Genomic DNA, 25704 nt, shown 5'->3' on the forward strand with positions numbered 1-25704 from the left:
GGGGCGCGGGGCAGGGCGGGGACGCCCCCCCGCGCTGCGGGGGTCGCCCGCGCCGCGCGTCCCCCGCCGCGCGGGGGGCCCCGCCGCGCGGGGGGGCCTTCACCCCGTAGGCGTAAGGTCGGCATGCGCTGCCTCATCGTGCAGCTTATCCCTTCACGGACAGCTGATGGGGAGACCGGCAGGGCCTCGTCGGCAGTCACACCGCATCACCTGCGGGCCGTGGCGACGGCCCACCTACGCTCATCCAAATAGCCGGGCCAGCGCATTCGATTGCTCGGCGAATTTTCGGGCGTTGGTCTTCCGAAGCCTTTCCAGGTTTTGCAGCTTCCATCGCACGCCGGGAAGCTGCTCCAAGTGCGGCACGCCCAGTAGCGCCCATTCAGGCTCTGCGGCGACCAGCGACAGCAGGAAGCGGCGCTCATCGGCGCTCAGACCTTGCTGCAGTTCGCGCATCATTCGCTCGCGCGCTGCCAAGAGCGCGTCAAGTTCAACGGGCTCGGTGGTCATGCCCGCGAAATTGTGTTCGAACTCCTGGCGGAGATCCCGCAGCGATGGAAACAGGACCTCGTGCACCGGCCGGTTATGGCTCGCAAGATAGACGACGAAAGCGCGGCGAATGCCCGCCGTGATTCCCTCGTGCACAAAAAGCTGCGTGACATCGAACAGATCGCGGGGATGCTGCCGGTCCATCGCCGCAACCAGTTTGCCGCCATATACGTCTTCGAACGACACCACCGGGATTTCGAGATCCGCCTGCATCGTGTCGCGCGCGGCCTCTGTCAGCGACGCCATGTGCACCGGATGGACGGTGCCGCGCATGACGAAGTTGACCTCGATCTTGACCTCAATGCCCCCTCGCCGCACCATCAGCTTGGTCTCGCCGGATTCCGTCGCGGCCGGCGCATGGGTCAGAAAGCCCTGCTTCTGCAGGCGCGCTGCCGACTGACGGATGGCCTCGTTGATGCGCCGCAGAGCCTGCTCGCGCGGCAATGTGTGGTCGGGAAACACCAGATCGAGATCGACCGAGAGCCGCGGCATGTCGCGTACGAACAGGTTGATCGCCGTGCCGCCCTTGAGTGCGAACGTATCGTCGACGAGCACCAGCGGCGCCACGCGCGTCAGCAACCGCGCGCTGTCGAGGTAGACCTGGTTCATGGCTTCAGCACCAGGAGCCCGTCACTGGAGCGGGACACCCAGGCCCTGTCGCTGCCCTTGGGCAGTTGAGACGGATCGAGCTTGCTGGCCCAGGGCTGAGAGAGTTCGCGGCCAAGCTGCAGGCACAGACGCACGGTCTTGACGCTGGTGCAGCGCTTGAGCAGGTCTCGCAGCAGATCGGCACGCAGGCTGTAAGTGCTTTCGACCAGCTCGCGCGCTTCTTGCAGCGGCTGCCGGACGCCGACTTCGCTCAGCACCTCCAGCAATGCGCGTTCCGGCGCCGAGACGAGCGGGTCGTCCTTGCGGCTCTCGAAGGGCCGGACATGAAGCAGCGCGCCGGGTTCTTCCTTGAAGAGTCGCTTGCGGTGGTACTCGGCCGGGAAGCGCTGGGTGAACCATTCCGGAAGGCGTCCGGCTTTCCAGCCGTATAGATGGAGGACGGGCCGCTGGGGGACGTACTGGCGGATGCCGTGCCAGTCGAAGGCCGACTTGCCGCCGACATGCAATCCTTCGAAGCTCCGCTGCAGCAGGACGAGGCTCGGGTGCAAAGTGGGCGGATCGTTTGGCCGGCAATAGACGCCGCGTGCCAACCGTTGCAACCAGCCGGCACGGACATAGTGGACGGCAAGGTCGGCCGATATCCCGAGGGCGGCGAGGTCATCGGAGGTCAGCGGCGTTCCCGGCGCCAAGCGGGTATAGAGCCTGTTTAGCTTGTTTCTGTGGGTCGTAGCCATGCTACGATAATAGGAATAATATCAAACTTCTGCAAGCTTGAATTGGAGGTCGAAGTCGTAGTCAGGCTACGATAACCTGGATTAAGCTAAGAGAACCACGGCCAGGAACTGGTCAGCTGCGGTTGCGCTGCGCTCCGCGATACCCGCCAGGCACCATGTGGTGCGCAATTCGGGTCTACGCACCGGTGCACGAACGCGCCTACTCTCCGCTGACAAGAAACCGGCCGGCGAATACACCCCATGCAGAAGTCAGTGCTGGATCTTAATGTCGCCGATGCCGCGCCGACCGCGCCGATTCTGACCGGCTATGACGAGCAGCACCTGGTCACCTATCTCCGTCTGCTCGATGCCGCAGCCGATGGCGCCGACTGGAAATACGTCGCGCGGACCGTGCTGCATATTGAGGTCGCGCGCGAGCCGGATCGGGCGCGCCGGGCGTGGGAAACCCATCTCGCCCGTGCTCGCTGGATCACCGAGCATGGCTACCGGAATCTGCTGCGGGGCGGAGCACCGCACTGAGGGCGCCTACAGAATCCCCCAGGCCCGGTATCGTCCCCTGCCGGTCACCTCCCGCAGGTCAAGCTCGCCGACCAGGTCCTGAGCGGCGCGCGGCGTGATCTTAAGCTCCTTCGCGATCATACCGGCCGAGGCGATCGGCCGGGTCAGCATATAGTCGAGCAGCGCCGGCAGTTTTGACGTGGCGCGACGGCCGGCGAGTTTTCGGGCGAGCAGGGTTCGCTGGTTAAGCCAGCGGTCGTGGTCCTTGAGACCGGCCGCCGCAGCAGCGGTGATGGCCTCGAGTTGCGCGGCGAGTCGCGCCGCCGCGTCGCGCGGCCGCCGGCGTTCGGGGGGGATGGTCTTCAACCCGTCATGCAGGCAGGGCAGATGCCAGCGGGTCTTGGCCCGCGCGCGCAACACGCTGGCTGCCAGCAGCCGGCCGAGCCAGGGCGTGTGCTGCAGCGGGGCGATGGCGTCCCAAGCCTCAGTCGCAAGCGCGGCCGCGAGCGTCGGCGGCAATATGCGGGTCTGCTCGACCACGGCGCGCCAGTCGTCGAGACGCGCGTCCTCGTCCCAGTCGGGGTCGTAGACCAGCGGGTCCCGCTCGGACTGGGTGCGACTCCCGCCGGCGAGTGTCCGCTCCGCCTTGGCATTCGCGGCGTCGACCGCGGCGAAGGCGGCGGCTAGGTGCGGGTCGGACTCGATGCCGCCAAGCGGCGTGTCGAGATCAGCGTCTCCGCAATCGTAGCCGCCGACGAAGCTTCGCTCCCCTTCCTTTCGGATGCCCCTGCCCTCCTCCCACTCGCCCTGCCCGGTGCGGCCGCGCAGGCTGTCGAGCCCCACCGGCGATGGCGCCCAATCCGGCTTCGCGTCGGCGATGCGGCGCCGGGTCCGTAGCACGGCGTGGGCGCGGGTGAGTTCGTGGGTCGGGGCGCGGATGTCCATGCCGGCGTCGTGGAGAACCAGATCTTCGAGGTGGACCAATTCGCCTTCCAGCCACAGACTGGCGCAGGCGTCAGTATAATGTGTGCGCGCAATCCAGCCGTCGCGGATCGGGCTCCTGGCCAGGCGTTCGTCGAGCCGGGCAAGCGCGTCCTCGGCGGTGGCGAGTGGACCGGCTAGCTGAGCCCAAGGCAGTGGATCGGGAATTGAGTAACCGTTTTGCAAGGTATTGATAACCTTAACAGGAATCGTTCAAACGGAAGCTATCACGGAAATAACTTCGGTCATAGCGACAGACTGGTTCCCCGTGGCGCTCGGCCGCTGCCCGGTAAACTCCCTGCCCTGGTCCGGACAAGCCCCCTTCTTTCCGCGCGCCGCGGCCGCCCCAGCCGGGTCGCTTAGGCGGCTTCGATATCGGTTTGCGGAAAGTCACCGCCCTTGAACATCAAGGGCTGCCCCAGATGCCGGGCGCAAGCGTAGGCAAAACAGTCCCCGAAATTGAGGCTCGCCGGATGCCGGCCCTTGCCGAATCGGTCGAAGGCGTCGAGAGCGAGCCTTGCCGTTTCAGCCGGCACCGCGACAACGGCGATCTCCATCAGCGCCAAATACTCTTCGACCGCTTCGGCGGCGGCGCTGACCGAAAGATCCAGCACGCGCGCGACCGCGACCGCCGCCTCCCATACCGCCAACGGCGACGTCAGACGCGTTCGGGTCTGCTGCAGGCGAGCCAAAAGCTCTCGTGCCTCCTCCTCGTCGGTTAGGAGCGCGGTCAAAGCCGAAGCGTCGATGAACATCAGGTGTCCTCATACAAACTGTCGCGGAACGCCTTATCGGCGGGCTGTCCCTTGGCGGCGTCGCCCCTCGCGCGTAGATCCCGGCAGAACTGGACGCCAAGGTCGACCAAAGACGGCTTGCCCTGCTCGCGCTCGAGCTCATGGGCGAGCGCCACGTGCACTGCTTCGGTGAGGCCGAGTTTTTTTAGCGAGGCCACCTTGCGAGCGAGCGCGTCGGTCTCAGGGTTCTTGATGTGGAAGGCCATGGCGCGCTCCTCTAGTCCGCATCGTGTATACCTGTATATCATCACGGATACACCAATGGGAAGGGCCGGCCTCGTCGTTTGCGCCCCCAAGACGTGCGGCCTTCGTGACGTGTGAGGGCAACTTTTATGGTTAGTTGTCTATGAACACCTGCCCTCTCCCTCTCCCGGATGCTGCTTCCCTCAGGGCCACCGGCGCGGATTGACGTCGACTACCGATGGGATACCGATCGTGACTCGACTGGTGCGACGCGCCTTGGCGAATTGAAGCGACTGACGACCGCAGGTCCCAAATTGTTGTCAGCTGACAACATCCATCCTTGGTAGGGCACTGTTGTCAGCTGACAACAGTCGCCTAAGCGTGTCGCTGCTGGCTGCCATGATCCAGCGGCGTCCATGGGGGCAGATCGGCTTCGTTCGAGAGCCACGCAGCTCGATATCCGCGCCAGCACCCACCATCGAGAGATCGTATTCATTCGGCGGCCTTGCCGCCTCGCCAAAGGAGCACCCCCACGCCGGACGCCTTCGGACAACCTCCCGTTAAACAGGGCCTTCAACCGCGAGCTCGGCCTGGACCTCGCCTAAAGGTCTGAATGCGGTCGCCTGCTTGGGCCCACACGCCGGTCCATTGTTGCGCCGGTCGAAACGAGTCAACAGAGGTTCCTGCGTGGCGATACGATGCGGACTTTCGAGGAAAACCGTCCCAATCTGGAACCCGGGCGACCTCGGCGAGCATTCCCGCGAATGGATCTGAAGGCCCGGCGTCGAGCTCCCCGCTCATGATTGGATCCGCGCCACGGCATCCCGGACGAGCTGGCGGCCCGTTGCCGTTCCTTCGTCGGATCGCACGCGCCCGGGATGAAGCGATGATCGACGCGCTGCGGCACTCCTGCGTCGTTGAAAAGGGCAGGAGGGTCTCCGTTGCAGCGCCGAGCCCTGAGGTCGATGTCGTGCCTGGCGATCCGTCGGTGTGGCCACACGGAAGTGCAAGAGAAGGGCCAGCGCGGATGACCTGGGATGTGTCTGCTCGGTTGCTTGCTACCTGTTCGTCCCCGGTGGACCCCCTGCGACAGTGCGGTTCTTCTGCTTGCCCTTTTTGGGGCGAGCGGCGGCGCAGCGAAGTGACGCGCCAGCCCCCCGATCAACACCCGGGAAGGTCCGGCGCGCCGCCGATCCAAGCGAGACGACATCATCGCTTTACGGTGTCTTGCCATTCAGCGCGGGCGTCTGAGGCAGTTGTCGTGAACGAGGCGGGGGAGGGTGCTTCTCGCGGGACCGCGCGCCAGACGTTGAGCAATGGCGGGCAGGAGCCGACGCACCATGGCGGCGCGACTCTCTAGAACTTGCCCTACATGACCTGAGATCAGAGCACTGAGCGGAGGCTGCAAGCCGGGGCGTGTCCCGTCGCCCGGACTCCAGCCGTGGCAGCACCGTTCAGCGCAGCGGTTGGCGAGCTACAAAATGACGCTCTGGGGACTCGTGAAGGCGAGCCGACTCACGCCATAGCCGAGGCTCATCCTATCCGCGCTGAGCTGTTGTTGTCAGCTGACAACAACAGGGCGGTGCACCAAAAAAAGGACCCGCGCGCCGTTTGGCACGTCATCGAGCGTTAATAACTCGTTAACCCTTTAATTCTTGCTCAAATCACAGAATCGTGGCCATCTCTCAAGACGGAGACTAGGCGTCTGACGAGCAGAAACCGTCTTGAGAAGGCAAATGGCGATCTTAGCGGAAGATTCGGCTACCATGAGCGAGACTGCGTCTGCGCGGATCACTCGGCACGCGGGCATTCTTTCCGGCCAGCTTCGCTCGCTCGCGACAACTCTTTTCCCGCCTTCGGCAAGCAAGTCGCTCCGGTCGTTCACCTCTGGAGAGGTTGCGCGAATTGCGGGCGTGTCCGATGGGTACCTTCGGCAGCTCTCTCTTGACGGACTTGGACCGACCCCAGCGACAGGAACCGGGGGGCGACGGTCTTACACCCTGGGTCAGGTTCATGAGTTGCGCGAGTATCTAGCCACTGCGCGGCCGCGCGAAGCAATGGAATTCCTTCCGCGCCGGCGCCCAGGCGACAAGCTCCAAATCATCACCGTCGCAAACTTCAAAGGCGGCTCCGCCAAGACGACGACGGCATTGTATCTGTCGCAATACCTCGCCCTTGCCGGCTTTCGGGTCCTCGCGATTGACCTCGATCCGCAAGCTTCGCTTTCAGCAATGTTCGGGTACCAACCCGAGTTTGACATTGGGGCGAACGAAACCTTGTACGGGGCCATCCGATATGACGAACATCGCCGGCCATTGCGCGAGATTGTCCGGCCGACCTATTTTGACGGGATAGGGCTCGTTCCGGGCAATCTCGAGCTTATGGAGTTTGAGCACACTACGCCTCGAGCAATGGTCGAGCGGCGAGAACGCGGACACGACCTGTTCTTTCGCCGCGTCGCCAGTGCCATCGACCAGGTTGCAGACGAATACGACGCCGTTGTTATCGACTGCCCACCCCAACTTGGTTACCTGACCATGGGCGCGCTAAACGCGGCGACCGCTATGCTCGTGACCATCCATCCGCAGATGGTCGATGTCGCATCCATGAGCCAATTTCTTCTCATGACGTCGGATCTCATGTCCGTCATCGAAGAAGCTGGCGGGCGCCTCGATCACGATTTCATCCGGTACGTCATCACGCGTCACGATCCCAATGACGTGCCTGAAGCTCAAATCGTGGCTCTCCTCCGCACCCTCTTTGGTTCAGATGTGCTCCAGGCGACTGTGTGGAAATCGACCGCGATCGCCAATGCTGGTCTCACCAAGCAATCACTTTATGAGCTGGAGCGCGGCGCCGTAGGGCGGGGCGCCTACGACCGGGCATTAGAATCGGTCGACGCGGTCAACGCCGAAATCGCGCAACTTCTTAAGAAGGTGTGGGGTCGATGAGCAAACGTACTGACACGATCAAGAGCCTTTTCACGACCCCGCAATCAAGTGCGTTGTCAGCTGACAACATGCCCGCTGCCTTGCCGCGGGTCTCGTCGGGCTCGGTTCGCTCGTTGAAAGACTCTTTCTCCGAAGTGGAGAAAGAGAACGAGGAACTTCGCGAACGAATTGCATCTGGGGCTGTGATACTTGAAATCGACCCCTCGCTCGTCGATCCGTCACCGCTGGCCGACCGTTTTCGCGATCAGGATGATAGCTCGTTCGAAGCGCTCAAACAGTCGATCGCACAGCGTGGCCAAGAGGTGCCCATTCTCGTTCGGGAGCATCCTGAAGCGAAAGGGCGCTATCAGAGCGCCTATGGTCATCGCCGCGTCCGCGCCACGCGCGAACTAGGTATTTCCGTCAAAGCGATTCTGCGCTCGTTGTCAGATGAAGCGCTTGTCGTGGCGCAAGGACTCGAGAACGCACCGCGCGAAGATTTGAGTTTCATTGAGCGCGCCAGCTTCGCGATGCATATCGAGGATGCCGGGCATAGCCGCTCAGTCGTGCAGGATGCGTTGTCGGTCGATCGGGCGGAGGCCTCGAAACTTCTTGCCGTGGCTCGATCGGTTCCTGCCGAGATCATTCAAGCAATCGGGAAGGCTCCGAAAGTTGGCCGCGGCCGGTGGCAGTCATTCGCTGAATTGATCAAGGATTCCGCGGCGCTCAAACGGGTCAGAGCGGCGATCGCCGAACCTAAATTTGCAGAGCGCGAAACCGATGCACGATTTCTTGCAGCATTCTCCGCGGCAACCCGTCCATCTCGCGGGGAGCCCTCGAAAGGGTCGGACGAGAAGCCGGTCTTTTCCGTGTCCGGGGAAAAGATTGCGCACGTGCGTCAGGCCGAGCGCGAATTGAAGCTTACCATCGACAAGAATGTCTCGACGACATTCGCGGCATTTCTTGTGGACCAACTCCCGGCCCTGTTCGACGCCTTTTCCAAGAAGAGCAGTGGTCAGGAAAGTACCGAGGCCTGACGGTCTCGTCCCGTAAACACGAACCAGGAGCAGACAAGGCAAAAGAAAAAGGCCCCCGAAACGGAGTTCCGGAAGCCCTTCTCTTCAAGTTTGGCGACTGACAGAGAATCACTTTCGCGAATCGCAGTCAAGAGTTTCTACGCGATTTTATCGTCGTTTCGGCGAGCGGATTTTCTTTGCCCAACTGAGGCAAGGACATGCAGTCACACTCTCCAACGACGCCCTTTGGGCGGCGATCGCTGACGCTTGCCCATGTGGCAAGCCAGATGGTCGCAACGGAACGTCCTCCCGAAAAGATCGTACACAAATGGAAGATCTTCCACGCTATCTGCACGGCACGGCCGCGCCTTGGGGTGTCGGAGCGCGCGCTCTCGGTGCTAAACGCGCTCCTGACCTTCCATCCGGAGACCGCGCTGACAGGAGAGGATGACCTGATCGTCTTCCCCTCGAACCATCAGCTCGCTCGGCGAGCGCACGGCATGCCGGCATCCACGCTGCGGCGCCACCTTGCTGTGCTGGTCGACGCGGGGCTCATCGTTCGGCGCGACAGTCCAAATGGCAAGCGATATGCGCGGAAGGACGATGCTGGCGAAATCGAGCTCGCGTTCGGCTTCGATCTGTCACCACTCGTCGTGCGCTCGGAAGAGTTCGAGAGCCTGGCGGCCGATATCGAAGCCGAGGCCCGCGCACTCAAGCTCGTACGAGAGCGCATCACGCTGTGCCGGCGCGACATCGCGAAGATGATTGCAACTGGCATCGAGGAAGCCGTCCCGACGCGAAGGGGAGGGCAGGGGCCTGCCGATTGGCAGGTCGTGCACGCTGCCTTCCGCGCGATCGTCGATCAGATTCCGCGCACGGCGACGCGCCAGGAGCTCGAGCCGATCGCCGACGAGTTGTCTCAGCTCGCTGACGACGTGCTCAATCTTCTGGAAACACATATCAAATCTAAGAATCCGAGCGCCAATGAGTCCCATTCTGAGCGCCACATACAGAATTCAAATCCAGATACCCTCATTGATCTTGAACCTAGCCTTCGAGAAGGCGGGGCGGCGGGAGCTGAGCCAAAGCCTCAACCATCGCGAGTCGGGGAGGGGGCGTATCCATTGGGAATGGTCCTGAGTGCATGCCCGGACATCGTCGATTATGCGAAGGGCGGGATTTCGAACTGGCGCGATTTCCTGGCCACAGCGGCCGTCGTGCGATCGATGCTGGGGATCAGTCCGAGCGCCTGGGAGGAGGCGCAAAAGGTTATGGGCGAGGTGCCCGCAGCCATCGTCGTCGCGTGTATCCTGCAGCGGGGGACGGCGATCAATTCCGCCGGGGGTTATCTGCGCGGTCTGACGCGAAAAGCCGAGGTCGGCGAATTTTCGCTTGGCCCGATCCTGATGGCGCAGATCAACTCTCGTCGGCGAGACAAGCAGCGAGCGTGAGGCGATGAGGCGCCGTTCCCAGACCTTGCCGTTTTCGTGTGGTCGAAGCTACCGCACTGACCCGGCTTCTGCGCTGTGTCGACGCAAAGGCCGTTCGGAGAGATCGTCATGGCAAAACACGCTCCAATCGTCCTCACGCCGTTTTTCCAGCCTCGTGATGAAGGCGCCGCGGAGCAACGGATGTACGTGGCGGGGTTCGCGGGCGAGGCCTGGGGGACGCTGATTCCGTTGGATGCGGAGATGGTCGAGCACGTCGTTCTGGGACAACAGACTTTCACCGTTTGGTGCAATTCCGACGGACGCATCCAACCGCAGCCGACCAGCGATAGCCTTTTTTGAGGATCTTCTGGAGAAAGGTCAATTGAAGGAGACGCCCCTCGATGAGCTCGTCACTGAAGCCATCGAGCAGGGCAAGAATGAACCCAAGGATGACATCCTCGATATGTTCGAGACCTGCATGAGCGGCTGGTGCGGGGGGGCATGGTCGCTGACGAGATCGCGCGGCGCAGGCGATGACTCCTCGCGCCGCAGTCAGCGCGGTCCAGGGCTGTATGGCCAGCTTGTACTAACTCAAGCACCGCGACCGCGCGCGGCCGATACCCGGACCGGTCGATGAAAACATAGAAGACCAACGACCGGGCCGCGCTAGGACTACTCTTAAGCTTCGCCGGGGCCGGAAAACAGCACCGTCGGTGGCGTTGCGCGCGGCGGCGGGAGAGTCCGACTGCCGGGGGCTCCCGGTCTGCTCTTGAGATCGTATCGCTGGGCCAGGTCGAGTAGCCGCCGCTTGGTGAATGGGTCGGCGTTCTCCGCCAGATCGCGCGCCCGCTGTGCGAAGCCACTATAAAATTCTTCCACGACGCCACCCCCGCAACATCACTGAAAATCGGATTTCAACGTGAGACGCGCTCCGCGTCAAGCAGCCTGGTGCACGCGGACAGTTTTCGGCGATTTACTTGTGTTCGCGGCGCACGGGGAACTAAGCTGGTCCCGGCAGGCAAAAATCATGACTCCGCTCTACCTCAGCCGGAAGCTGTGCCCGAAGTGCGATAAGCCGGTGACGGCCGTGCCCGACGACGTCGCGCCCGGCCGGCCGCGCTACGTCTGCGTGGTCTGCGAGGACGATCCCCTGCGCGATCCCGCCGCCCGGAAGTGGGCGGAAAGCCCGCTGCGACCGCCGGCCAAATGACGTTCGAGTTGAAATCGAGCCCGGCAGCCGGATTGCTGCAGAGGCCTATTGTGCTCACACCCCTCTCCGATGAAGTGGCGTGGCAACCCGAACCCCCAGCTTCGTTCCACTGCGTCTCCCGGTGGAATTGTCCCGGACTCGGAGGCCGGCATGCCCAGCTACGCTAGCTCTGTTTTACACCTCGCGGGGCGCTCGGTCGCATGGACGCGGAGGGCGGTGTTGCATCCACATGGCGAGTACATAGCCAGCGTCGTTATCGATCTTCCGATCGCGAGTTCGACAGGTGCGCCGGCGTTGGTGACAGCGACGATCTCCATTCCGGGTGATGACGTGCCGTCCAGGTGGCATACTTGAGGTGAGCCGCATTTTGCTGCCACGCCGTTGCCGAATGGCCGAATGGCCGAACGGACTCGGGCCGCCGGTCCTCATTCCATGTGTTTTTCGCGAAGCGCGCACCCATCAGCGTCCTCGATAGAGGCTGGTCTGACTGAAGGCCGACCCCGCTTCGCGGGCTCTCGACCTTGTCCCTGCAACGCCGTCCTCGACTTTCTTCCCCTGGCGCTGCGCACCATTCCTCGCGGTCCAAGAAAGTCGCTGCCGGCCGCCCTACATTTCATTTCGGCCCTTTGGGTGCAGGTCGATCGCCTCCGGTCTCACGACCGCCATCGAGGACGCGATAGGCGCGGCCCGAGAAAACCAAGGTAGAGTAGGGGCACAGCGCCTGTCCGTCTTGCGACGGATGGTTTCTGCGCCCCTCTCGCCGAACCGGGCGTGCAAGTTTCCAAGCAACCGGCTCTCCATGCGCGGCTTACGCCGCGTGTGGTCCTCACGCGTCCATGAGGGTGTTGAACGACGCCCAGAAGCGATCGGCTCCTTTGCGGAACTTCTCGCCAGGATCGTTCCATCCGTTCGGTATGCGTATGCCCCGGTGCGGGAAGTGGAGTGATCCGCCTTCCCGGAAGAACCGCAGCGATTTCGGTCCGTCGACCCATCGCCAGCGGCTGTCGGGCGCTGTTGCCTGGAAGCGGCGACGCAGTTCTTGCCACGTCGTCTTAGGATGCTTCCGGTGCAGCCATCGTCCGATGCGCTCCCACAGCCACCAATCCAGACTGGCGAAGTCCCGCGTGGCCCACGTGGCGTAGCGGTAGTAGTTTCGGCATCCGGTGATGACCGGGTTGAGATCGTCGATGAGATCGGCAAGGGCTTGGCCTGTCGGCGTCGCCCTCACCCTGACCTTGATCTTGATCTTGTGGCGCAGGTCTTTCAGCTTGCTCTTCGGAATGAAGAGATTACCGACCATACGACCGGTGCGGCGTGCCTTGGTCTGCACCACTCGATAGCCGAAGAAGTCGAAGCCTTCCCCGACGCCGGTGATCCTGGTCTTTTCATCGACAGTTCCATGCGCAATTCCGTTTTGAGGAACTGCGCCAACGCAAACTTTTCAGCTTCTGCTTCCTCGCGGGTCCCGTCCGTCAGCACGACGAAGTCGTCGGCGTAACGTACGGCGTAGAATGTAGGCCTGTTTCTCCGGCGATCGTAAAGCCGCCGGTCGGCTGCATTCTGCGGTCGTTCGCGAGGGCGCATCGACCACCGTCCGTATCTCTCGTCGATGGCCGCCAGATAGACGTTGGCCAGCAATGGCGAGATGATGCCGCCCTGCGGGGTGCCCGTAACAGGGTGGCGGACGGTGCCCTCGATCATGACACCGGCTTTTAGGAAGGCGAGCACGAGCCTGAGGACCTTGCGATCCCCGACGCGTCGGCGCACACGCTCCATCAGCACATGATGATCGACGGCATCGAAGCAGCCCTTGATGTCACCCTCGATCACGAAGCGGTACTCGGAAGTGCCGCTGGGTGTGGGGTGCAGTCGTCGCTGGATTTTCGCCAGCGCATCATGGGTGCTCCGGCCGGGCCGCAAGCCATAGGAGGTCGGATAGAAGTCCGCCTCGAAGATCGGCTCCAGCACGAGCTTCAAAGCCATTTGCACCAGTCGGTCTTTGAGCGTCGGAATGCCGAGCGGACGCACCTTGCCGGGCTTACCCGGTTTGGGGATCAGCCTTTGCCGGACAGGCTCGGGCCGATAGGTGCCGCTGCGTAGTTCACCGCGGATATCCTCGATGAACCGTACTGCGCCGCCCAGCTGGTCTTCGACCGTTTTCCGCGTGACGCCATCGGTACCCGGTGTGCGGCTGCCTTTGTTACGGGTCAACCGACGCCAGCTTTCCAAAAGCGTCCTGCGGTCGCATATGATGTTGAACAGATCCGCGAACACCTTTTCGGCATTCGCGACACTCCACCTGTGAAGCTTGCGCTGCATGTCGAGGACGAACGCGGTATTCACCGCGCCGGGCCTCATCGGCCCGCCTCCTGCCGGCTTGCTTCACCCACTGTCTCCCTTCGCCATGTGGACGGCTTTCCCGCCCTCCGACTACTACGAAGACTCCGCCCCCTACCGCGCCGATCATCGGTCGCCTCGATCATCTCGCGCCATCCGGCGCGAGAGAGCACGGCAAGGTTCCCAAGTTCACTTGTCGTCCCTTCACCTGCCTTAGGGACCGACTCTACCCCGTGAGGATTCCGGCCAACGGTCACCGCAAGCTGGGCCGCTGGCTGACGTGCGCGATTACGCACGTCCCTGATCTCCGTCCACTCAGCGGAGATCGGCACTCCTCCGGTCTTTCGACCGATCCGCCCACTTCCGGTTCGGCGGATTCCATGTTGCAACGAGGCTTCAAACATCGGTTCGATAACTCTTTCCGTAGCAGGTACGCTCGCCGGACCAGCCTCGGACGGAAGTCCCGGGTCGTCCGACTTTGACGGGTTCTGCTCATTTATGGCTCGCCGGAGGCACCCAGCTTACCTCACCCATCTGCTTCAACCCCCGTGCTTGCGGCACGTGGGCTGCGGGGTCTCCCACCCCGCAGGGGCAACAAGTGCGCGTGACGGACTCCACCCGTCACTCTTGGCGCACGAATGAGACAATGGCTACCATCGGCACCTTCGCCTCCACGGGCAATGGCTTCTCCAGAGCGATCAAGACCCTCAACCTCAATGTCAAGGCCAAGCTGATCCGCGTCGACAACCCTTCCGACAAGGGACCGCACTTCCGCATCTACTCCGGCAATGTCGAGTTGGGCGCGGCCTGGCAGAAGACCGCCAAGGACACTGAACGCGACTACCTCTCCGTCAAGCTGGACGATCCGAGCTTCCCGGCTCCGATCTACGCCACCCTGATCGAGGTCGAGGGTGCGGAAGGCCTCCAATTGATCTGGTCCCGGCCGAACCGGGACTGAAGCTCGGGTTAGGGCTCCGCCATAAAGCGGAGCCCGCTGCCCTTCTACCGAAGATGCGATCATGACCGTCGACACGATCGAAGAATTGCGCGCCGAGCTGCGCGACTGCCTGTTCACACCCGCAGAGCCCGTCGCACTCGAACTCGAACTGGCCGAACTCATCCGTCAGCGCAACGAAGCGCTCGCAGCCGAGGAGGGGGCATAAGCGCCCTCCTCTTGCTTGTTACGATGCACCGTCGTTACGGTCCGCCCTCCGTCGAGACTGTCTTTCATGGCTTTGGCAGCGTAAAAGTCAGCTTTCTGGAAGCCGCGATCACAATGTTGCGCTGGTCGATGGATTGCGGCCCTCACGAGCGGGGTTATCTTGAACCTGCCGAGCCCGGGAAGGCTCGTCTCGGCTCCGCTCAAAGCAGCAAGCAATAGCTGCCTGCAAAACGCTATCGACTACGGTTTTCGCCTGAGCCTTTTTTAGACCGTTGTCGGCCGCGATATTCTCGGCGATCTCATGGAATTGTCATGGGACGAGCTCCGTCCTGTTTCGATTTTGGTCGGTCGGAGATGGAGATCAAGCCTCCCGAACAGATGAAGCCGGCATCACAGACACACAGCCGTAATCCTCGAAAACTTATTGGACTGTGACCGTTCTTCGTCCGGGACAGCGTAGCCGCGGCTGCGCTTGGCACGTTCCAGGCGTAGGAATGCTTCGATCGCCTCGGTACTACCGTTGAAGGTCTGCACCATGGTCTTGCCACTCGTGCCGATCCGGCCCCAATTGCGGATCAGCGACATTTCTCCGAACAAGGTGGGCTGCGTCGATAGCGCATAAAATCGCCGCATATTACGCCCGGCATCGATGCGGCGCAGATGAAGCGGTTCTGGTTCTGGTTTCGACACAGGCAGAGTCTCGCTTCCGAGGGAAGCTGCGTCCAACAAGTTTTATGAATCAATCGGGCAGATCGATTCATTTTATCAATAGGTCCATTGGGACGGAAATATCGCGCACCGTCCTATTGCCGGATTGATCTTTCCTCGATGGAGACTTCGCCATCACGGCGCGCGTCGCAGCGCCCGGCTTGCAATTGCGCCAGTCTTTAGAAGAACAGGCGAGCCCGCAAGTGATCGGCTCCCACCTCAGAGATTGGTACGGCTCTTACAGAGTTGCCTGCTTGGGCGAGCCCCTTCGGGGACGACTCTACTCGCACCGCCGCGGCGGCGCTCCCGGAGCCCGGAAGCGGTCTCCGCGCCTTTCGCGTGACGATCCTCTCGCGTCCTCGCGGAGCGACCAACAACGAGCATAATCCCAGTCTCGTATCCCAGAGTTTCCCTCCATGGCTGTGACTGACCTGACTCTTGTGGCAGGGGATTCGCTGGACGAATTTGGGGATCGTTCCGGTGATCGGATTCGCAATCGCTGTTGGTTCAAACCAACACCACACGACATGATTGGACCAGGTGATGCCGCTCGCGTTGGGCCCATTTCGGACCTTAAGATGAAGACCATTGTCATCAACAATCAGAAGGGTGGGGTCGGCAAGACGACGCTTGCTGTGCATTTGGCTTGGTTCATCGCGGAAGCGGATCTCCGCGTTCTCGTGATCGACGTTGATGCGCAAAGCAATGCGTCGGATACGTTGAGGCACTACGCCGGTTCAACGTTAGCCGCGGATCTTTTCAAGCCGGGGATGCGGGTCGTACCTCGGAAAGACGAAGGCCTAACGCTCGCGCCGGCCGATAGCTCGCTGACTGATCTTGATCGCAGCAATGCGGCCGCCATAACGGCTCTGCAAGAGAATCTCGCTATCGCCTCGGATCAGTTCGATGCCTGCGTCATCGACACGCCGCCATCACTTGGACTGCGCAGTGTCGGCTGCTTGGTTGCGGCCTCGCATGTGCTCGCCCCCATTTATCTGGAGGACTATTCGATCAAGGGCGTCAAAGGTCTGATGCAGACCGTGATCGGCGTGCAGAGACGCTATGGCCGGCAGGATACGAAATTCCTCGGGTTGCTGCCTTCGAACTTCAACACGAAATCGCCCCGTCAAAGGATGCATCTTGAGCAACTCTTACGTGAGGCTGGGAAATATGTATTCCCGGGCCAGATCGTTGCGAGGGACGGCTACGCGGAGGCTGTTGCGGAGCGCCTGCCGGTGTGGAAGCTGAAGCGCCGCTCAGCGCAGGAGGCTGGTCGGGAAATCCGCGATGTTCTCGCAAAGATCGTTGCGCAGATGAACGAGCCGGCACATGGCGCTTGATCTCAGCTTTAAGCAACTCATCGACGCCGCCGAGGATGGTGCCGCCCCAATCGGACAACCGACTTGCATTGCCATCGACCGTATTGATGAAGATCCGGATCAGCCCCGTCGTAGCTTCGAGGAACACAAGCTCGAGGAGCTTGCGGAATCGATCCGTCAGCATGGCGTGCTGCAACCGATCGTGCTGCGGCAAGCGACCGCCGAAGGCCGATACGTAATCGTCATGGGTGCGAGGCGGTATCGTGCTGCCAAGCGCGCCGGAGTCCGTGATATCCCGGCCTTCATTCAAGCCGTTGGCTCTGCGGATCGTTATGTTCAGATGATCGAGAATATCCAACGCGACGACCTCAATGCCCCCGAAATCGCGGCGTTCGTCGCGGACCGCTTGGAGCAGGGTGACAACCAAGCCGACATTTCGCGCAAGCTCGGCAAGCCAAGGGACTGGGTATCTCGCTACGCATCGGTCCAGAGCATGCCGGAGTTCCTCAAGTCAAAGCTTGCCGGCTCGTCGATCCGTGCCGTGTATGAACTCTATCAGGCATGGCGTGAGCAGCCCAACGCCATTGAGACTTTATGCGCAGCACAGGAGAGCTTCACCGACGCCCGCGCCCGTCAACTGGCTCGCAAAGTTCGGGCGGAAGTCCGCGGCTCCCTTGCCGACGGTGAAGCAGCGCCTAAAGCTCAACCCGCACAAAGCGCGATCGCAGCGCAAGTAGAATTGCGCCCCATAGACAGAGACCGCTTTGCGGCGATCGCGGGAAAGCCCCCGAGCTCTTCGGTCGATCGGAACGAGCGAATGAGCACGTCCCCGACAATCAGAGTGCGTCACCAAGATCGCACTGGTCGTCTTCTCGTCGATCGAATCGCGTCTCAGGGCTCACGGCACGCAGTCCTGTTGGTTGATGGCGCAGAGGAGGCGGAAGAGGTCCCAGCATCGTCCATCAGAATCGAGGAGATTCTTTTCGGATGAAGCTGGTCTTAGACAGCCTCCTCGGGAACGCCGCAGTGGGCACCCCGGCGGAGCGGATTTCCCATCCGAAGGATGGCGCGTTAGCGCAGCAGCCGGAGGCCGAACGCGCCCCCCACAGCGCTGTAGAGAGGCCGGAGGCTGCTGGAAAGCCGCGGTCCACATATTCGGTGCCAATCTTGCCGATCTGGACGCGCGGGGTTCGTGGAGCGCAACGATTAGGGGCGGCGCCTGCACGATTCCCGGGGAAATTCTCCGCATTGATCGTCGGCTCGTTTGGATCTCACCTGCAGCAATCCCCCAGCTTTCACTGCCGAGCCGGTTGGTTTGAACCAACGTGGAGCGGGTGGAAGGATTCGCGTTTTCTAGTGCAGGATAGGCTTCGCGCCAGCGATGTATTACATCGCGATTGGGATTGGAGTGCATGGCTCTGATCTCGCTTCGTGTCCCCGACGAAGTCGCGGCGCAGTTCTCAATTCTTGCCGCTACCCAGGGCGGCAAGTCCGCGCTGCTGCGGCGTCTCATTGCTGATGCCCTGGCTGCGCCGGCGCCGCGCATCTTGGCGTTGCCGGTCGGACGGCCGGAGAAGGTGACGGTGTCATTTCGCGAGAGTGAGATGCGGCAGCTCGCTGAAGTGTCATATCAGCGCGGGATGACCCGAACCGGCTGGATCGTTGCGCTGGTACGCTCGCGGCTGGGGTCGCCAGTGCAGCATTCCCCGGGCGAGCAAGACGCGCTTCGTGCGATCGTTCGCGAGCTGAACCGGATCGGCGGCAACATCAACCAGATCGCGCGTGCCGCAAATATCAGTGTGCTGCAGGGCAGGGTGTAAATCGGCGCGTCCTTTGACCCCCAATCGGCGCCCAAGGCTGACCCCACGCCATGCATCATAAGTGTCGCGACGCATTCTCGATTCCGCCGCCGCACTGGGGTCAATGTTGAAAGCCGAAAGGGGTCATATTCGGAGCCGAAACACAGCTCTATTCGAGGCAGTCGATGGCGTGCGCAGATTGACGGCGCGGGGGCAGCTGATTGCGTCTCACATCCACGCCATGGGGCAGCACGTCAAGGACATCGGTTCTATGGGAAAGCCCGAGGCTGGTCCCGTGGGTCGCTTCCGCATTGCCATGATGCCGTCAATAGCGGAGCAGGTCCTTGCGCCTGGCCTAGCAAATCTTCTTCTCGCGAACCCCGGCCTTACATTGCACCCTTTGACTGGAGAGGAGGATGTCAATTTCTCCCGCTTGCAAGCCGACATGGCAATCTGTTTGCTTCTCGAGGGTTGCACAGCGTAGCTCGATGCATCACGGACAATCCCAGAGTGATCCGAAACTTGATCCGATCGCATCATGGCGTCGGAATATTGCCCGATTACCTCTGCCACGAGCTGCTGGTGGATCCAGAATTGCGTTCGACTCCGCTGCCACGGCGCCGCCATACGTGGCTTCTCGTCCAGCCGCACCTGAAGGGAAATGCCGCGGCCCGCATTGTTATCGATTGGATAACAAGCCGGTTCGCCAAGGCCTTGTAGTGGTTGGGAGAACGGATCTCCGATGGCGGCTACCTTGTTGGGAGCCGCTTTTTTCCACACCGTATAATGCAGGTTGCTCGGAAGTCGCCCATGTTATGCAGGGATAGGACGGTAGGCTGCCTCCTTGGTGAGCAGGCCACAGCTGCCTCGTCCGTTTGCGAGCCATCTCCGCCAAGTTCGGGATTGCGAGATCAAGCGCCGATCGCTTGCCGCCTTTTGCGTTTGCAGTTCCCATCGCCCCGCTTGCTTGTCCCAATCCGACTTGACCTCCAGACGAGATTGTCGTCGAGCACCGAAGTTCTGCACCTCGATGTAACCCTTGGGGCAAATGGTCGGAGTATTGAACGGGCCGTGCCAGTTTTTAGGTCGCGCCGGGAAGATTACGCTTCGCTTGCGCGGCGCTCGCGCCGCTCTCGATTCGTAAAGCGTCAAGCCCGCCAAAGCCGTTTCCTCGCCGACGTCGTGCGGGCCTCGGCCATCTGCGGCACTCCGGGCATGGCCGATGCGCTCATGGTCAATTCGCCAATCTTCCCGCCCCAGCGCGCGGTCACGTTGTCGGTCGTTGTTCGAACCCGAGCAAGCGGCGATCAGTCCCAATCGACCAAATGGGCTTGCCCATGGCGTCGTATCCGCGAGTTTCGGGCTATCACCGAAGCGCGTCGTCGACAGTTGACGAAGCGCGATAGTGGCGGATTGGCTTCTGCCGATGTCATAGAGATTTGCGCCGACCTACTTGGCGTAGATCATTCGTTGCTTACGGCACGTACTCATAAATTAACCGCGTGAACCAATGTCCGCTTGTCCCCAATAGCGGCGCGAAAGTTGTCGGCCTTTCAAGAGGGGCCAAGCCCGGAAGTCGCTAGACCATTCGACTGGCTCACGAGGCCAAGTCGTCGAGCAACGCCTTGGCCTCTTTCAAATCGAGCGTGTCGAACCCTTCAGTGAACCAGCCGTAAACCGGAGCCAGCAGATCACGTGCCGCGGTGCGTTTGCCCTCATCGCGCCATAAGCGGGCAAGGCTCGTCGCTGCCCGGAGCTCAAGTGATTTCGCCCGTTGTTGCCGAGCGGTCTGTAAGGACTTCAGCAACCATTTGCTCCCTCCGAGCTGGCCGCGAGATAATGCCACCAACCCTCGCAGCCGGGAGATTTCCGCATCCCACCAGTGCTCGCCGCTTTGTTCCGCAATGGCAGCAGCAGCCGTCAGGGCTTCGGCTCCGCCGGGGTGGCCTGAGCGACAAAGCACTTCGCAAAAGAGCGCAAAGCTATAGGGAGCGTACTGGATCGTGCCTCGCTTCGCCGGATCAGCAAGCGCGGCGCGGTAGGAGGCAATCGCCGCCTCAATCCTATCCGGTGCTAACAACGCCCAGCCGCGGAGAACTCGTGGATCGAGCGGCAAGGCAAGGCGCTTCTCAGCCGCTAGGGTCTCTGCGCTCTCAATGCACTGCAGCACCGAAGCTGAGTCACGTCGGAACTGGTGCAATATCGACGCATGCAGACGCGCCATAGCAAGGCTGAAGGGATGGTTCACCCGTTCCGCAAGCGCCAACGCGTCATTCACGCGAGCGAGCGCCGTGTCAGGGTAGCCGAGCAGCCAGGCGCTCCAGGCACCTAGCGTTCCTGCACAGACTCCCGGGTCGTGGCCGTAGATGTGTGCGTGCGTCCGGTGCTGCTCGAAGTCATAAAGGGTTCGGCCCTTCTCGCAATGCTCCTGCGCCGGAGCGAGTTCGCCGCAGAAGAAATGTGTTGTCCAACCCGTATGATGAGCTTCGAGCCGAAGGCCGACATTATTACTCTTTTCGACCAGGCTCAGGAGCCTATCTGAAAGCTGGCGCGCCGCATTCCAATCCGACGTACGTCGGAAAGTCCACAACCCCCATATCGCGGTGAACTGAGAATCGATGTCCCCTATCTTATCGGAAAGCTCGTGCGCACGAGCGTGCGCTTTTGCTGCTTCGGCCGAGGAGAAGCCGTTGGCGTTACTAAGAGACACGCCTTTAGCGAGTTGAAGCTTGATCTCCTGCCGATCGCGCTGCGCATCCAAGAGAGATGGCAGAAGGGACAAACCACGATCGAAATGACCGACCGCCTCGGCATACGCGGAGCGGGACGCCGCAAACTGGCCCGCTTTTAGCCATTGATCAGAGGCTCGTTCCGCCTGTCCGGCACCCGTCAAATGATGGGCCAGTATCTCTGGCTGCCGATCGACCAGATCTGCGAAATGCTGCTCCAAGGTGGTGGCAACTCGTGCATGCAGCTCTTGCCGTCTTGGGCGCAGCAGCGTGCCATAGGCAGCGTCCTGCACCAGCGCGTGCTTGAATAGATAGCTGGAATACGGAGGCACACCTTGTCGGAACAACAAGCCAGCGGAGATCAGACGGTCTAAGGCGGATGCCAACTCTGGCTCCGGCTTGCTCGCAACGGAAAAAAGCAGGGTGTGAGAGAACTCTCGCCCGATCGCGGAACCGATCTGGGCCACCTCCTTGGCGGGCCCGAGCTGGTCGAGCCTCGCCATAAGCGAGGCGTGCAGGCTTGCGGGGACCGCCGCCGCAGGTGACGGAATATTGCCTGTAGTTCGCGCTTCGCCCTCGCTCTTGGTCTCCAGGACGGCCTTCGTCATCTCCTCCACAAAAAGGGGAATCCCGTCCGTGCGCTCAATGATGTCCTGCCGCACGCTCGCCGAAATAAGCTGGTTGCCCACGATGTGATCAATCACCGTCTCGATTTGGCGCTGCGCCAGCCGATTGAGGGTGAGAGCAGTGACGTAGGGCCGCCCGATCCAGTGCGGTTCGAACTCTGGACGAAACGTCACAATCAACAGCACACGGTAGCTCCGAAGCCGGTCAACGACCCTGCTGAAAGCTTCCTGACTCGTGGGATCGCTCCAATGTGCATCCTCGACGATCATTAGCACAGGTGTGGAGCGCGACAATGCCTCCACCTGTGACCCGAGCGCTTCAAATGTCCGCTGGCGGTGCTGTTCGAAGGGTATGTCGAGCACCGCGTATCGTCCGTCTTTTGGCAGCGACAGCATGTCGACGAATAGCGCCATATCCTCCAAAGAGGTTGAAGTCTGCGCCAATACTGTATCGAGCTTGTCCAGCTTCGTTTCCAGCGGGTCGTCATGCGCAAATCGTGCGGCCCGTTCCATCTGGCCGATGATCGGATAAAAAGCGCTGTCGGTATGCTGCGGCGAGCAGAAATAGCGCAATCGGGTATGCGGCTCGTTAGCGATGCTTTCCAGCAGCGCCGCCGTAAGCCGCGATTTGCCAATACCAGCCTCGCCGGAGAGCAGCACTACTTGGCCTTCACCACTCTTTGCCTTGGACCAGCGTCGCAACAGGAGTGCGAGTTCTTCGTCGCGCCCAACAAGCTCGGTCAATCCGTTCGCGTGCAAGGCCTCGAAGCGGCTTTCGACTGAAATCGGCCGCAACGCAGCCCATGCCCCTACGGCGCCTGAGATACCTTTGAGTTCTTTCGGCCCAAATTCTTCAAGCTCGAACAGATTGCCCAACAGCTTCCGAGTACTCTCCGCAATGACGACGCTGTTCGGCTCAGCAACGCCTTGCAAACGTGCCGCAAGGTTGGGCGTTTCACCGATTATGGCGTGCTCCTGAGAAGCGCCGGACCCGATGAGGTCGCCGACAACCACCAGTCCCGTTGCGATGCCGATACGCGTCTGCAGGGGCGCTCGGATCTTCAGAGCACCTACGCCATCCACCAACTCCAGCCCCGCCCGGACGGCCCGTTCCGCATCGTCTTCGTGCGCCTGCGGATACCCGAAATACACCAGTACTCCATCGCCCATATACTTCGCAACAAAGCCGCCGAACCGCCGCACGATGTCGGTGACGCACTTCTGATACGCGGAAATGATCTCGCGTAGGTCTTCAGGGTCCATGCGTGCTGAAAGTGCTGTTGAACCCACAAGGTCCGAGAACATCACAGTGACTTGGCGACGTTCGGCGGCGTCTAAGGGCGTCAACTCGGCCGTAACGCGTTGAGCTACGGCAGGGCTCCCAAGCTCCTGGATAGCCGCAAGCATTATGCGCCGATGCCCCAGCAGCACACCGATGTCCTTAAGGTCCTGATCAGTCAGATGGCGAAGTGCTGCGAAACCAATCCCGTTTTCAGCAAAACGCTGCGCGTACTCGGACATTCCGAGCTTTTGGAGCCAGTCGGCAATTTGCTGCATCGCGGCCCCTCCGGGTTTTGTGTAACCCACTCTGGACCGATAGGACCGAAAGTCTACCACGCGCGCCGACTTATTCCAGCACCCGCCGCGAGGTTGCAGGTCCGGTCAGGGTCATGAACGACAAAACTCAAGGCGAGCATAATAGGTCCGCTTTCGAGTGCCTAGCGGCCAGTTGAGCCCGACGGCCGCGCCGTGATTCAAGCCATCAGACGCAAGGGGCCGAATCATGCGCTACGAACTCACAGACAATGAGTGGTTTGCCATTAAGCCGATGCTGCCAAATAAGCCGCGTGGTGTGCCACGAGTGATGACCGTCGCGTCCTCGATGGCATCTTCTGGATCTTGCGCTCTGGAGCACCATGGCGCGACCTGCCAGAAAACTTCGGTCCGTACACGACCTGCTACAATAGGTTCGTTCGCTGGCGACGGGCGGGCGTGTGGGTCAAGCTCATGAGTGCACTGGCTGGCGCTCATGATGCTGCCGTGCAAATGATCGGACACGTCTATTGTTCGCGTGCATCAACATGGGGCCTGCATCACAAGGAACCAGCGCCAATCGATGGGAAGGTCACGCGGCGGCTTGACGAGCAAAATCCACGCGGTGGTCGATGGCAATGGCCTACCCGTACGGCTGGCGTTGAGCTGGCGGCGAGGCGCACGACGTTCGACTGGCCGGAAAACTGCTGTCTCGTCTTAAATCCGGATCAATGCTGCTTGCCGACTGAGGCTATGACGCCGACTGGACAGGGAGTTTGCCATGAAGAAGGGCGAGTGGGCCAACATCCCGCCGAAAAGCAATCAGCGATCCGATCTACTTTAGCCCGCACCTCTACCGCGCTCGCAATCAGGTCGAACGGTTCTTCAACAGGGTCAAGCAATGCCGTTGGGTAGCGACACGCTACGACAGGCTCGCCGCCAACTACCTTGCATTTGTTCAACTTGCGTCAATCCGGTTGTGGCTGCGCCTTAATGAGTCCGCGTCCTAGTGGTCCGCAGGCTGCGGATGTAATAGCCTTGTGCCTGAACGGCTGACTTGATTTCGTTGCTAACCTTGAGAACTCGTTTTCTGCTCTTGCGCCAGGTATGTGCAGAGTAAAGCGCAGGTACGGCAGAGCCTGTACTTAGAACGAGCAAGCCGCGCTTGTCATTGCGATAGATATCAAACATCGTTCGTCCCCGCTGACCATATTGAACTAAGAATGAAATATGTTTCGGTTGTCTCAATGGCCGAGCTTAGTATTTCGGTCGGCTGTGCGGGTTGTAAATCTGCAACGCCAGCGACTTTCCTTCAGTTCGTTCCGGATACGGAACGAACTGAAGCAGGCCCCGGCCGCCGTCAAATTGCTGCGTATGCAACTACTTCAGTCACATGTTGGGGCGGAATCGAGCAGGAAGCGGCAGCCGCCGTCTTCACGGATTCGCCCGTGTGGTTGCTCGTGCACGGCAGCGCCGACACGTTACCGTGGGCGGCGATGCACCTGGCCCGGAGGCGATATAGCTACATCTTTCGCTGACTGCCTGTTCAGTAAGAATCACCTCACAAGCGCGATGAAGATCGTCGGCAAACCGGGCCTGATTGCAGCCATCCGCGCCACTTAAAAGCGGGAAAGTGCGTCCAAAGGCGACGCCGCGCGTCGCTATAACCACCTTGGCCGGCTACTTAGACGTTCCAACGCGAAAAACACTGGCGGCCTGGCGATCGTCGACCACGGCCGCCTACGAGCTATCCGTTTCCACACACCCAAGACCAACAGCGCACCTCGCAACGGCTCAGCTGCACGTTCACTTGAGATCGACGCAACTGGGCGTCAGCCGATTTCGCCGAGGACCCCAACGCGTGCCCGTGTTGACCCTCATGTCTTACGAATTTTTGGGTGTCCTAGTTTCTACTTTCCATCGTTTTATAGTCGGTCGCAATAACGGGAAGCGACTCTCTTTCTTCTTCTTCGGAGAATGGGCATGAACCAGCATCCAAGTCGCATCGATCGAGAAATTTCGGGGCGGTCTGAACTGGTCAGGCAGGAGCGGGGACCTATGATGGTCCACCTGTTCGATTTCGCCGAGACTGCGACCGCGAGGCTATGCCAAGTCCCCGCTAACTCATCGGCGGTGGTGCTCGCCCTCGTAAGGGAAGGCCGCCTCAGTCGGCCCTCTTTCCTTTGGTAATCCGCGCGCATGCGGAAGGGCGTCAGGTTCGAAGCTTGGCACAACAACCTGCGGCCATCGCTCAGCGCGTGCAAACAGAGCGGCCCCAGCGGGATGGGGGGCCAAGGGCTGGGGCCGCCATTCCGCACCGGACGGTAATCGGCGGCAAGCGTCCGGTGGATCAAACCAAGTCAGTTCGGAACCGATGGTTCCAAAGGCTATTCCGCGATCGCACATGAACCTTGCCACGCTGTGTGAATGGGATATCGGCGACTTTGCAATGACCCTCCCGGACTGGAAGTCGCCGGCCCTTGTGTACTCATCTGTGGACGCCCCGCGAGATGCAAGCGATTTTTGAGGAAGATCGGCACGTAGTCGGATGCTGCCATCT

General features: G+C 61.2%; 24 protein-coding genes and 2 pseudogenes. 14 read left to right on the forward strand and 12 right to left on the reverse strand.

Annotated elements, in window-relative coordinates; all coding sequences use genetic code 11:
• Positions 1-240: 240 nt before the first annotated feature.
• Positions 241-1155: a nucleotidyl transferase AbiEii/AbiGii toxin family protein gene (locus AC0L3K_RS36905; protein WP_473367911.1), complete on the reverse strand. Its 915-nt coding sequence runs from the start codon at positions 1153-1155 to the stop codon at positions 241-243.
• Positions 1152-1889 (reverse strand): type IV toxin-antitoxin system AbiEi family antitoxin domain-containing protein, encoded by a 738-nt coding sequence (locus AC0L3K_RS36910; protein ID WP_009859455.1) that lies wholly within the window; start codon positions 1887-1889, stop codon positions 1152-1154. Before AC0L3K_RS36910 ends, AC0L3K_RS36905 begins: the two co-directional genes overlap by 4 nt.
• Before the next feature lie 231 nt (positions 1890-2120).
• Between AC0L3K_RS36910 and AC0L3K_RS36915 the strand changes: the two genes are divergently transcribed.
• Positions 2121-2408, forward strand: coding sequence for a DNA -binding domain-containing protein (locus tag AC0L3K_RS36915; protein ID WP_473367931.1), 288 nt, complete (start codon positions 2121-2123; stop codon positions 2406-2408).
• Positions 2409-2414: 6 nt separating this feature from the next.
• Here AC0L3K_RS36915 and AC0L3K_RS36920 read toward each other — a convergent pair whose 3' ends face one another.
• From AC0L3K_RS36920 to AC0L3K_RS36930, 3 genes are all read right to left on the reverse strand, one after another.
• Positions 2415-3554 (reverse strand): RHE_PE00001 family protein, encoded by a 1140-nt coding sequence (locus AC0L3K_RS36920; RefSeq protein WP_473367912.1) that lies wholly within the window; start codon positions 3552-3554, stop codon positions 2415-2417.
• Between the two features lie 173 nt (positions 3555-3727).
• Positions 3728-4123 carry a type II toxin-antitoxin system VapC family toxin gene (locus tag AC0L3K_RS36925; RefSeq protein WP_473367913.1) on the reverse strand — a complete coding sequence of 132 codons (396 nt, stop codon included), beginning with the start codon at positions 4121-4123 and terminating at the stop codon, positions 3728-3730.
• On the reverse strand, positions 4123-4368 hold the full coding sequence (locus tag AC0L3K_RS36930) for a type II toxin-antitoxin system VapB family antitoxin (RefSeq protein WP_028152781.1): 246 nt from the start codon (positions 4366-4368) through the stop codon (positions 4123-4125). Before AC0L3K_RS36930 ends, AC0L3K_RS36925 begins: the two co-directional genes overlap by 1 nt.
• Before the next feature lie 1713 nt (positions 4369-6081).
• On the opposite strand from AC0L3K_RS36930, the gene repA reads away from it, so the two are divergent.
• The 5 genes from repA (at position 6082) to AC0L3K_RS36955 (ending at position 10358) form a co-directional block, all read left to right on the forward strand.
• Positions 6082-7296, forward strand: coding sequence for a plasmid partitioning protein RepA (gene repA / locus AC0L3K_RS36935; RefSeq protein WP_473367914.1), 1215 nt, complete (start codon positions 6082-6084; stop codon positions 7294-7296).
• Entirely contained in the window at positions 7293-8312 is a 1020-nt protein-coding gene (gene repB / locus AC0L3K_RS36940; RefSeq protein ID WP_473367915.1) for a plasmid partitioning protein RepB, read from the forward strand. Before repA ends, repB begins: the two co-directional genes overlap by 4 nt.
• A gap of 197 nt (positions 8313-8509) precedes the next feature.
• Entirely contained in the window at positions 8510-9742 is a 1233-nt protein-coding gene (gene repC, locus AC0L3K_RS36945) for a plasmid replication protein RepC (RefSeq protein WP_473367916.1), read from the forward strand.
• Between the two features lie 108 nt (positions 9743-9850).
• On the forward strand, positions 9851-10081 hold the full coding sequence (locus AC0L3K_RS36950) for a hypothetical protein (protein WP_473367917.1): 231 nt from the start codon (positions 9851-9853) through the stop codon (positions 10079-10081).
• A gap of 22 nt (positions 10082-10103) precedes the next feature.
• Complete coding sequence (locus tag AC0L3K_RS36955; RefSeq protein ID WP_473367918.1) at positions 10104-10358, forward strand: hypothetical protein; 255 nt, start codon at positions 10104-10106, stop codon at positions 10356-10358.
• 41 nt (positions 10359-10399) lie between these two features.
• On the opposite strand, the gene AC0L3K_RS36960 is transcribed toward AC0L3K_RS36955, so the two are convergent.
• Positions 10400-10600, reverse strand: coding sequence for a hypothetical protein (locus AC0L3K_RS36960; RefSeq protein WP_473367919.1), 201 nt, complete (start codon positions 10598-10600; stop codon positions 10400-10402).
• A 148-nt stretch (positions 10601-10748) separates the two neighbouring features.
• On the opposite strand from AC0L3K_RS36960, the gene AC0L3K_RS36965 reads away from it, so the two are divergent.
• Positions 10749-10931 carry a hypothetical protein gene (locus AC0L3K_RS36965; RefSeq protein WP_473367920.1) on the forward strand — a complete coding sequence of 61 codons (183 nt, stop codon included), beginning with the start codon at positions 10749-10751 and terminating at the stop codon, positions 10929-10931.
• Between the two features lie 826 nt (positions 10932-11757).
• Here the strand turns inward: AC0L3K_RS36965 and AC0L3K_RS36970 are convergent.
• Together AC0L3K_RS36970 and AC0L3K_RS36975 are read right to left on the reverse strand one after the other, a co-directional pair.
• Positions 11758-12231, reverse strand: a complete 474-nt coding sequence (locus AC0L3K_RS36970) for a group II intron maturase-specific domain-containing protein (RefSeq protein WP_473367921.1) — start codon at positions 12229-12231, stop codon at positions 11758-11760.
• Entirely contained in the window at positions 12195-13289 is a 1095-nt protein-coding gene (locus AC0L3K_RS36975) for a reverse transcriptase domain-containing protein (RefSeq protein ID WP_473367922.1), read from the reverse strand. Before AC0L3K_RS36975 ends, AC0L3K_RS36970 begins: the two co-directional genes overlap by 37 nt.
• 625 nt (positions 13290-13914) lie before the next feature.
• Between AC0L3K_RS36975 and AC0L3K_RS36980 the strand changes: the two genes are divergently transcribed.
• Together AC0L3K_RS36980 and AC0L3K_RS36985 are read left to right on the forward strand one after the other, a co-directional pair.
• The gene (locus AC0L3K_RS36980; protein ID WP_473367923.1) at positions 13915-14226 is read left to right on the forward strand and encodes a DUF736 domain-containing protein; all 312 of its coding nucleotides are present in this window, start codon (positions 13915-13917) and stop codon (positions 14224-14226) included.
• 61 nt (positions 14227-14287) lie between these two features.
• Positions 14288-14431 carry a hypothetical protein gene (locus AC0L3K_RS36985; RefSeq protein ID WP_473367924.1) on the forward strand — a complete coding sequence of 48 codons (144 nt, stop codon included), beginning with the start codon at positions 14288-14290 and terminating at the stop codon, positions 14429-14431.
• A gap of 50 nt (positions 14432-14481) precedes the next feature.
• Here AC0L3K_RS36985 and AC0L3K_RS36990 read toward each other — a convergent pair.
• Together AC0L3K_RS36990 and AC0L3K_RS36995 are read right to left on the reverse strand one after the other, a co-directional pair.
• A pseudogene (locus AC0L3K_RS36990) lies at positions 14482-14728 on the reverse strand (HU family DNA-binding protein); the annotation flags it as partial.
• Between the two features lie 92 nt (positions 14729-14820).
• Positions 14821-15120 (reverse strand): WGR domain-containing protein, encoded by a 300-nt coding sequence (locus tag AC0L3K_RS36995; protein WP_473367925.1) that lies wholly within the window; start codon positions 15118-15120, stop codon positions 14821-14823.
• A gap of 596 nt (positions 15121-15716) precedes the next feature.
• Here AC0L3K_RS36995 and AC0L3K_RS37000 point away from each other — a divergent pair.
• The 4 genes from AC0L3K_RS37000 (at position 15717) to AC0L3K_RS37015 (ending at position 18976) form a co-directional block, all read left to right on the forward strand.
• A complete protein-coding gene (locus tag AC0L3K_RS37000) occupies positions 15717-16478 on the forward strand; it encodes a ParA family protein (protein WP_473367926.1) in 762 nt (253 codons plus the stop codon).
• Positions 16468-17448: a ParB/RepB/Spo0J family partition protein gene (locus AC0L3K_RS37005; RefSeq protein WP_473367927.1), complete on the forward strand. Its 981-nt coding sequence runs from the start codon at positions 16468-16470 to the stop codon at positions 17446-17448. The genes AC0L3K_RS37000 and AC0L3K_RS37005 overlap by 11 nt, the downstream gene beginning before the upstream one ends.
• 421 nt (positions 17449-17869) lie before the next feature.
• Positions 17870-18277, forward strand: coding sequence for a plasmid mobilization protein (locus tag AC0L3K_RS37010; protein WP_473367928.1), 408 nt, complete (start codon positions 17870-17872; stop codon positions 18275-18277).
• 432 nt (positions 18278-18709) lie between these two features.
• The gene (locus tag AC0L3K_RS37015) at positions 18710-18976 is read left to right on the forward strand and encodes a LysR substrate-binding domain-containing protein (RefSeq protein ID WP_473367932.1); all 267 of its coding nucleotides are present in this window, start codon (positions 18710-18712) and stop codon (positions 18974-18976) included.
• An 877-nt stretch (positions 18977-19853) separates the two neighbouring features.
• Here the strand turns inward: AC0L3K_RS37015 and AC0L3K_RS37020 are convergent.
• Entirely contained in the window at positions 19854-23168 is a 3315-nt protein-coding gene (locus tag AC0L3K_RS37020) for an AAA family ATPase (protein WP_473367929.1), read from the reverse strand.
• A 226-nt stretch (positions 23169-23394) separates the two neighbouring features.
• Between AC0L3K_RS37020 and AC0L3K_RS37025 the strand changes: the two are divergent.
• Positions 23395-24154 (forward strand): annotated as a pseudogene (locus tag AC0L3K_RS37025) (IS5 family transposase).
• Here AC0L3K_RS37025 and AC0L3K_RS37030 read toward each other — a convergent pair.
• A complete protein-coding gene (locus AC0L3K_RS37030) occupies positions 24135-24335 on the reverse strand; it encodes a hypothetical protein (RefSeq protein ID WP_473367930.1) in 201 nt (66 codons plus the stop codon). The pseudogene AC0L3K_RS37025 and the gene AC0L3K_RS37030 sit on opposite strands and share 20 nt — an antisense overlap.
• Positions 24336-25704: the final 1369 nt, after the last annotated feature.

Source organism: Bradyrhizobium sp. MI1.10 (assembly GCF_055811035.1).

What these genes read in the sequence shown, in the direction of transcription:
- AC0L3K_RS36925 (WP_473367913.1), bottom strand. Translation starts at nt 4,123, where the DNA reads ATGTTCATCGACGCTTCGGCTTTGACCGCGCTCCTAACCGACGAGGAG.
- AC0L3K_RS36985 (WP_473367924.1), top strand. Translation starts at nt 14,288, where the DNA reads ATGACCGTCGACACGATCGAAGAATTGCGCGCCGAGCTGCGCGACTGC.
- AC0L3K_RS37010 (WP_473367928.1), top strand. Translation starts at nt 17,870, where the DNA reads ATGGCTCTGATCTCGCTTCGTGTCCCCGACGAAGTCGCGGCGCAGTTC.
- AC0L3K_RS36980 (WP_473367923.1), top strand. Translation starts at nt 13,915, where the DNA reads ATGGCTACCATCGGCACCTTCGCCTCCACGGGCAATGGCTTCTCCAGA.
- AC0L3K_RS36930 (WP_028152781.1), bottom strand. Translation starts at nt 4,368, where the DNA reads ATGGCCTTCCACATCAAGAACCCTGAGACCGACGCGCTCGCTCGCAAG.
- AC0L3K_RS36975 (WP_473367922.1), bottom strand. Translation starts at nt 13,289, where the DNA reads ATGAGGCCCGGCGCGGTGAATACCGCGTTCGTCCTCGACATGCAGCGC.
- AC0L3K_RS36970 (WP_473367921.1), bottom strand. Translation starts at nt 12,231, where the DNA reads ATGGTCGGTAATCTCTTCATTCCGAAGAGCAAGCTGAAAGACCTGCGC.
- AC0L3K_RS36965 (WP_473367920.1), top strand. Translation starts at nt 10,749, where the DNA reads ATGACTCCGCTCTACCTCAGCCGGAAGCTGTGCCCGAAGTGCGATAAG.
- repA (WP_473367914.1), top strand. Translation starts at nt 6,082, where the DNA reads ATGGCGATCTTAGCGGAAGATTCGGCTACCATGAGCGAGACTGCGTCT.
- AC0L3K_RS36910 (WP_009859455.1), bottom strand. Translation starts at nt 1,889, where the DNA reads ATGGCTACGACCCACAGAAACAAGCTAAACAGGCTCTATACCCGCTTG.
- repB (WP_473367915.1), top strand. Translation starts at nt 7,293, where the DNA reads ATGAGCAAACGTACTGACACGATCAAGAGCCTTTTCACGACCCCGCAA.
- AC0L3K_RS37000 (WP_473367926.1), top strand. Translation starts at nt 15,717, where the DNA reads ATGAAGACCATTGTCATCAACAATCAGAAGGGTGGGGTCGGCAAGACG.
- AC0L3K_RS36905 (WP_473367911.1), bottom strand. Translation starts at nt 1,155, where the DNA reads ATGAACCAGGTCTACCTCGACAGCGCGCGGTTGCTGACGCGCGTGGCG.
- AC0L3K_RS36950 (WP_473367917.1), top strand. Translation starts at nt 9,851, where the DNA reads ATGGCAAAACACGCTCCAATCGTCCTCACGCCGTTTTTCCAGCCTCGT.
- repC (WP_473367916.1), top strand. Translation starts at nt 8,510, where the DNA reads ATGCAGTCACACTCTCCAACGACGCCCTTTGGGCGGCGATCGCTGACG.
- AC0L3K_RS37030 (WP_473367930.1), bottom strand. Translation starts at nt 24,335, where the DNA reads ATGTTTGATATCTATCGCAATGACAAGCGCGGCTTGCTCGTTCTAAGT.
- AC0L3K_RS37020 (WP_473367929.1), bottom strand. Translation starts at nt 23,168, where the DNA reads ATGCAGCAAATTGCCGACTGGCTCCAAAAGCTCGGAATGTCCGAGTAC.
- AC0L3K_RS37005 (WP_473367927.1), top strand. Translation starts at nt 16,468, where the DNA reads ATGGCGCTTGATCTCAGCTTTAAGCAACTCATCGACGCCGCCGAGGAT.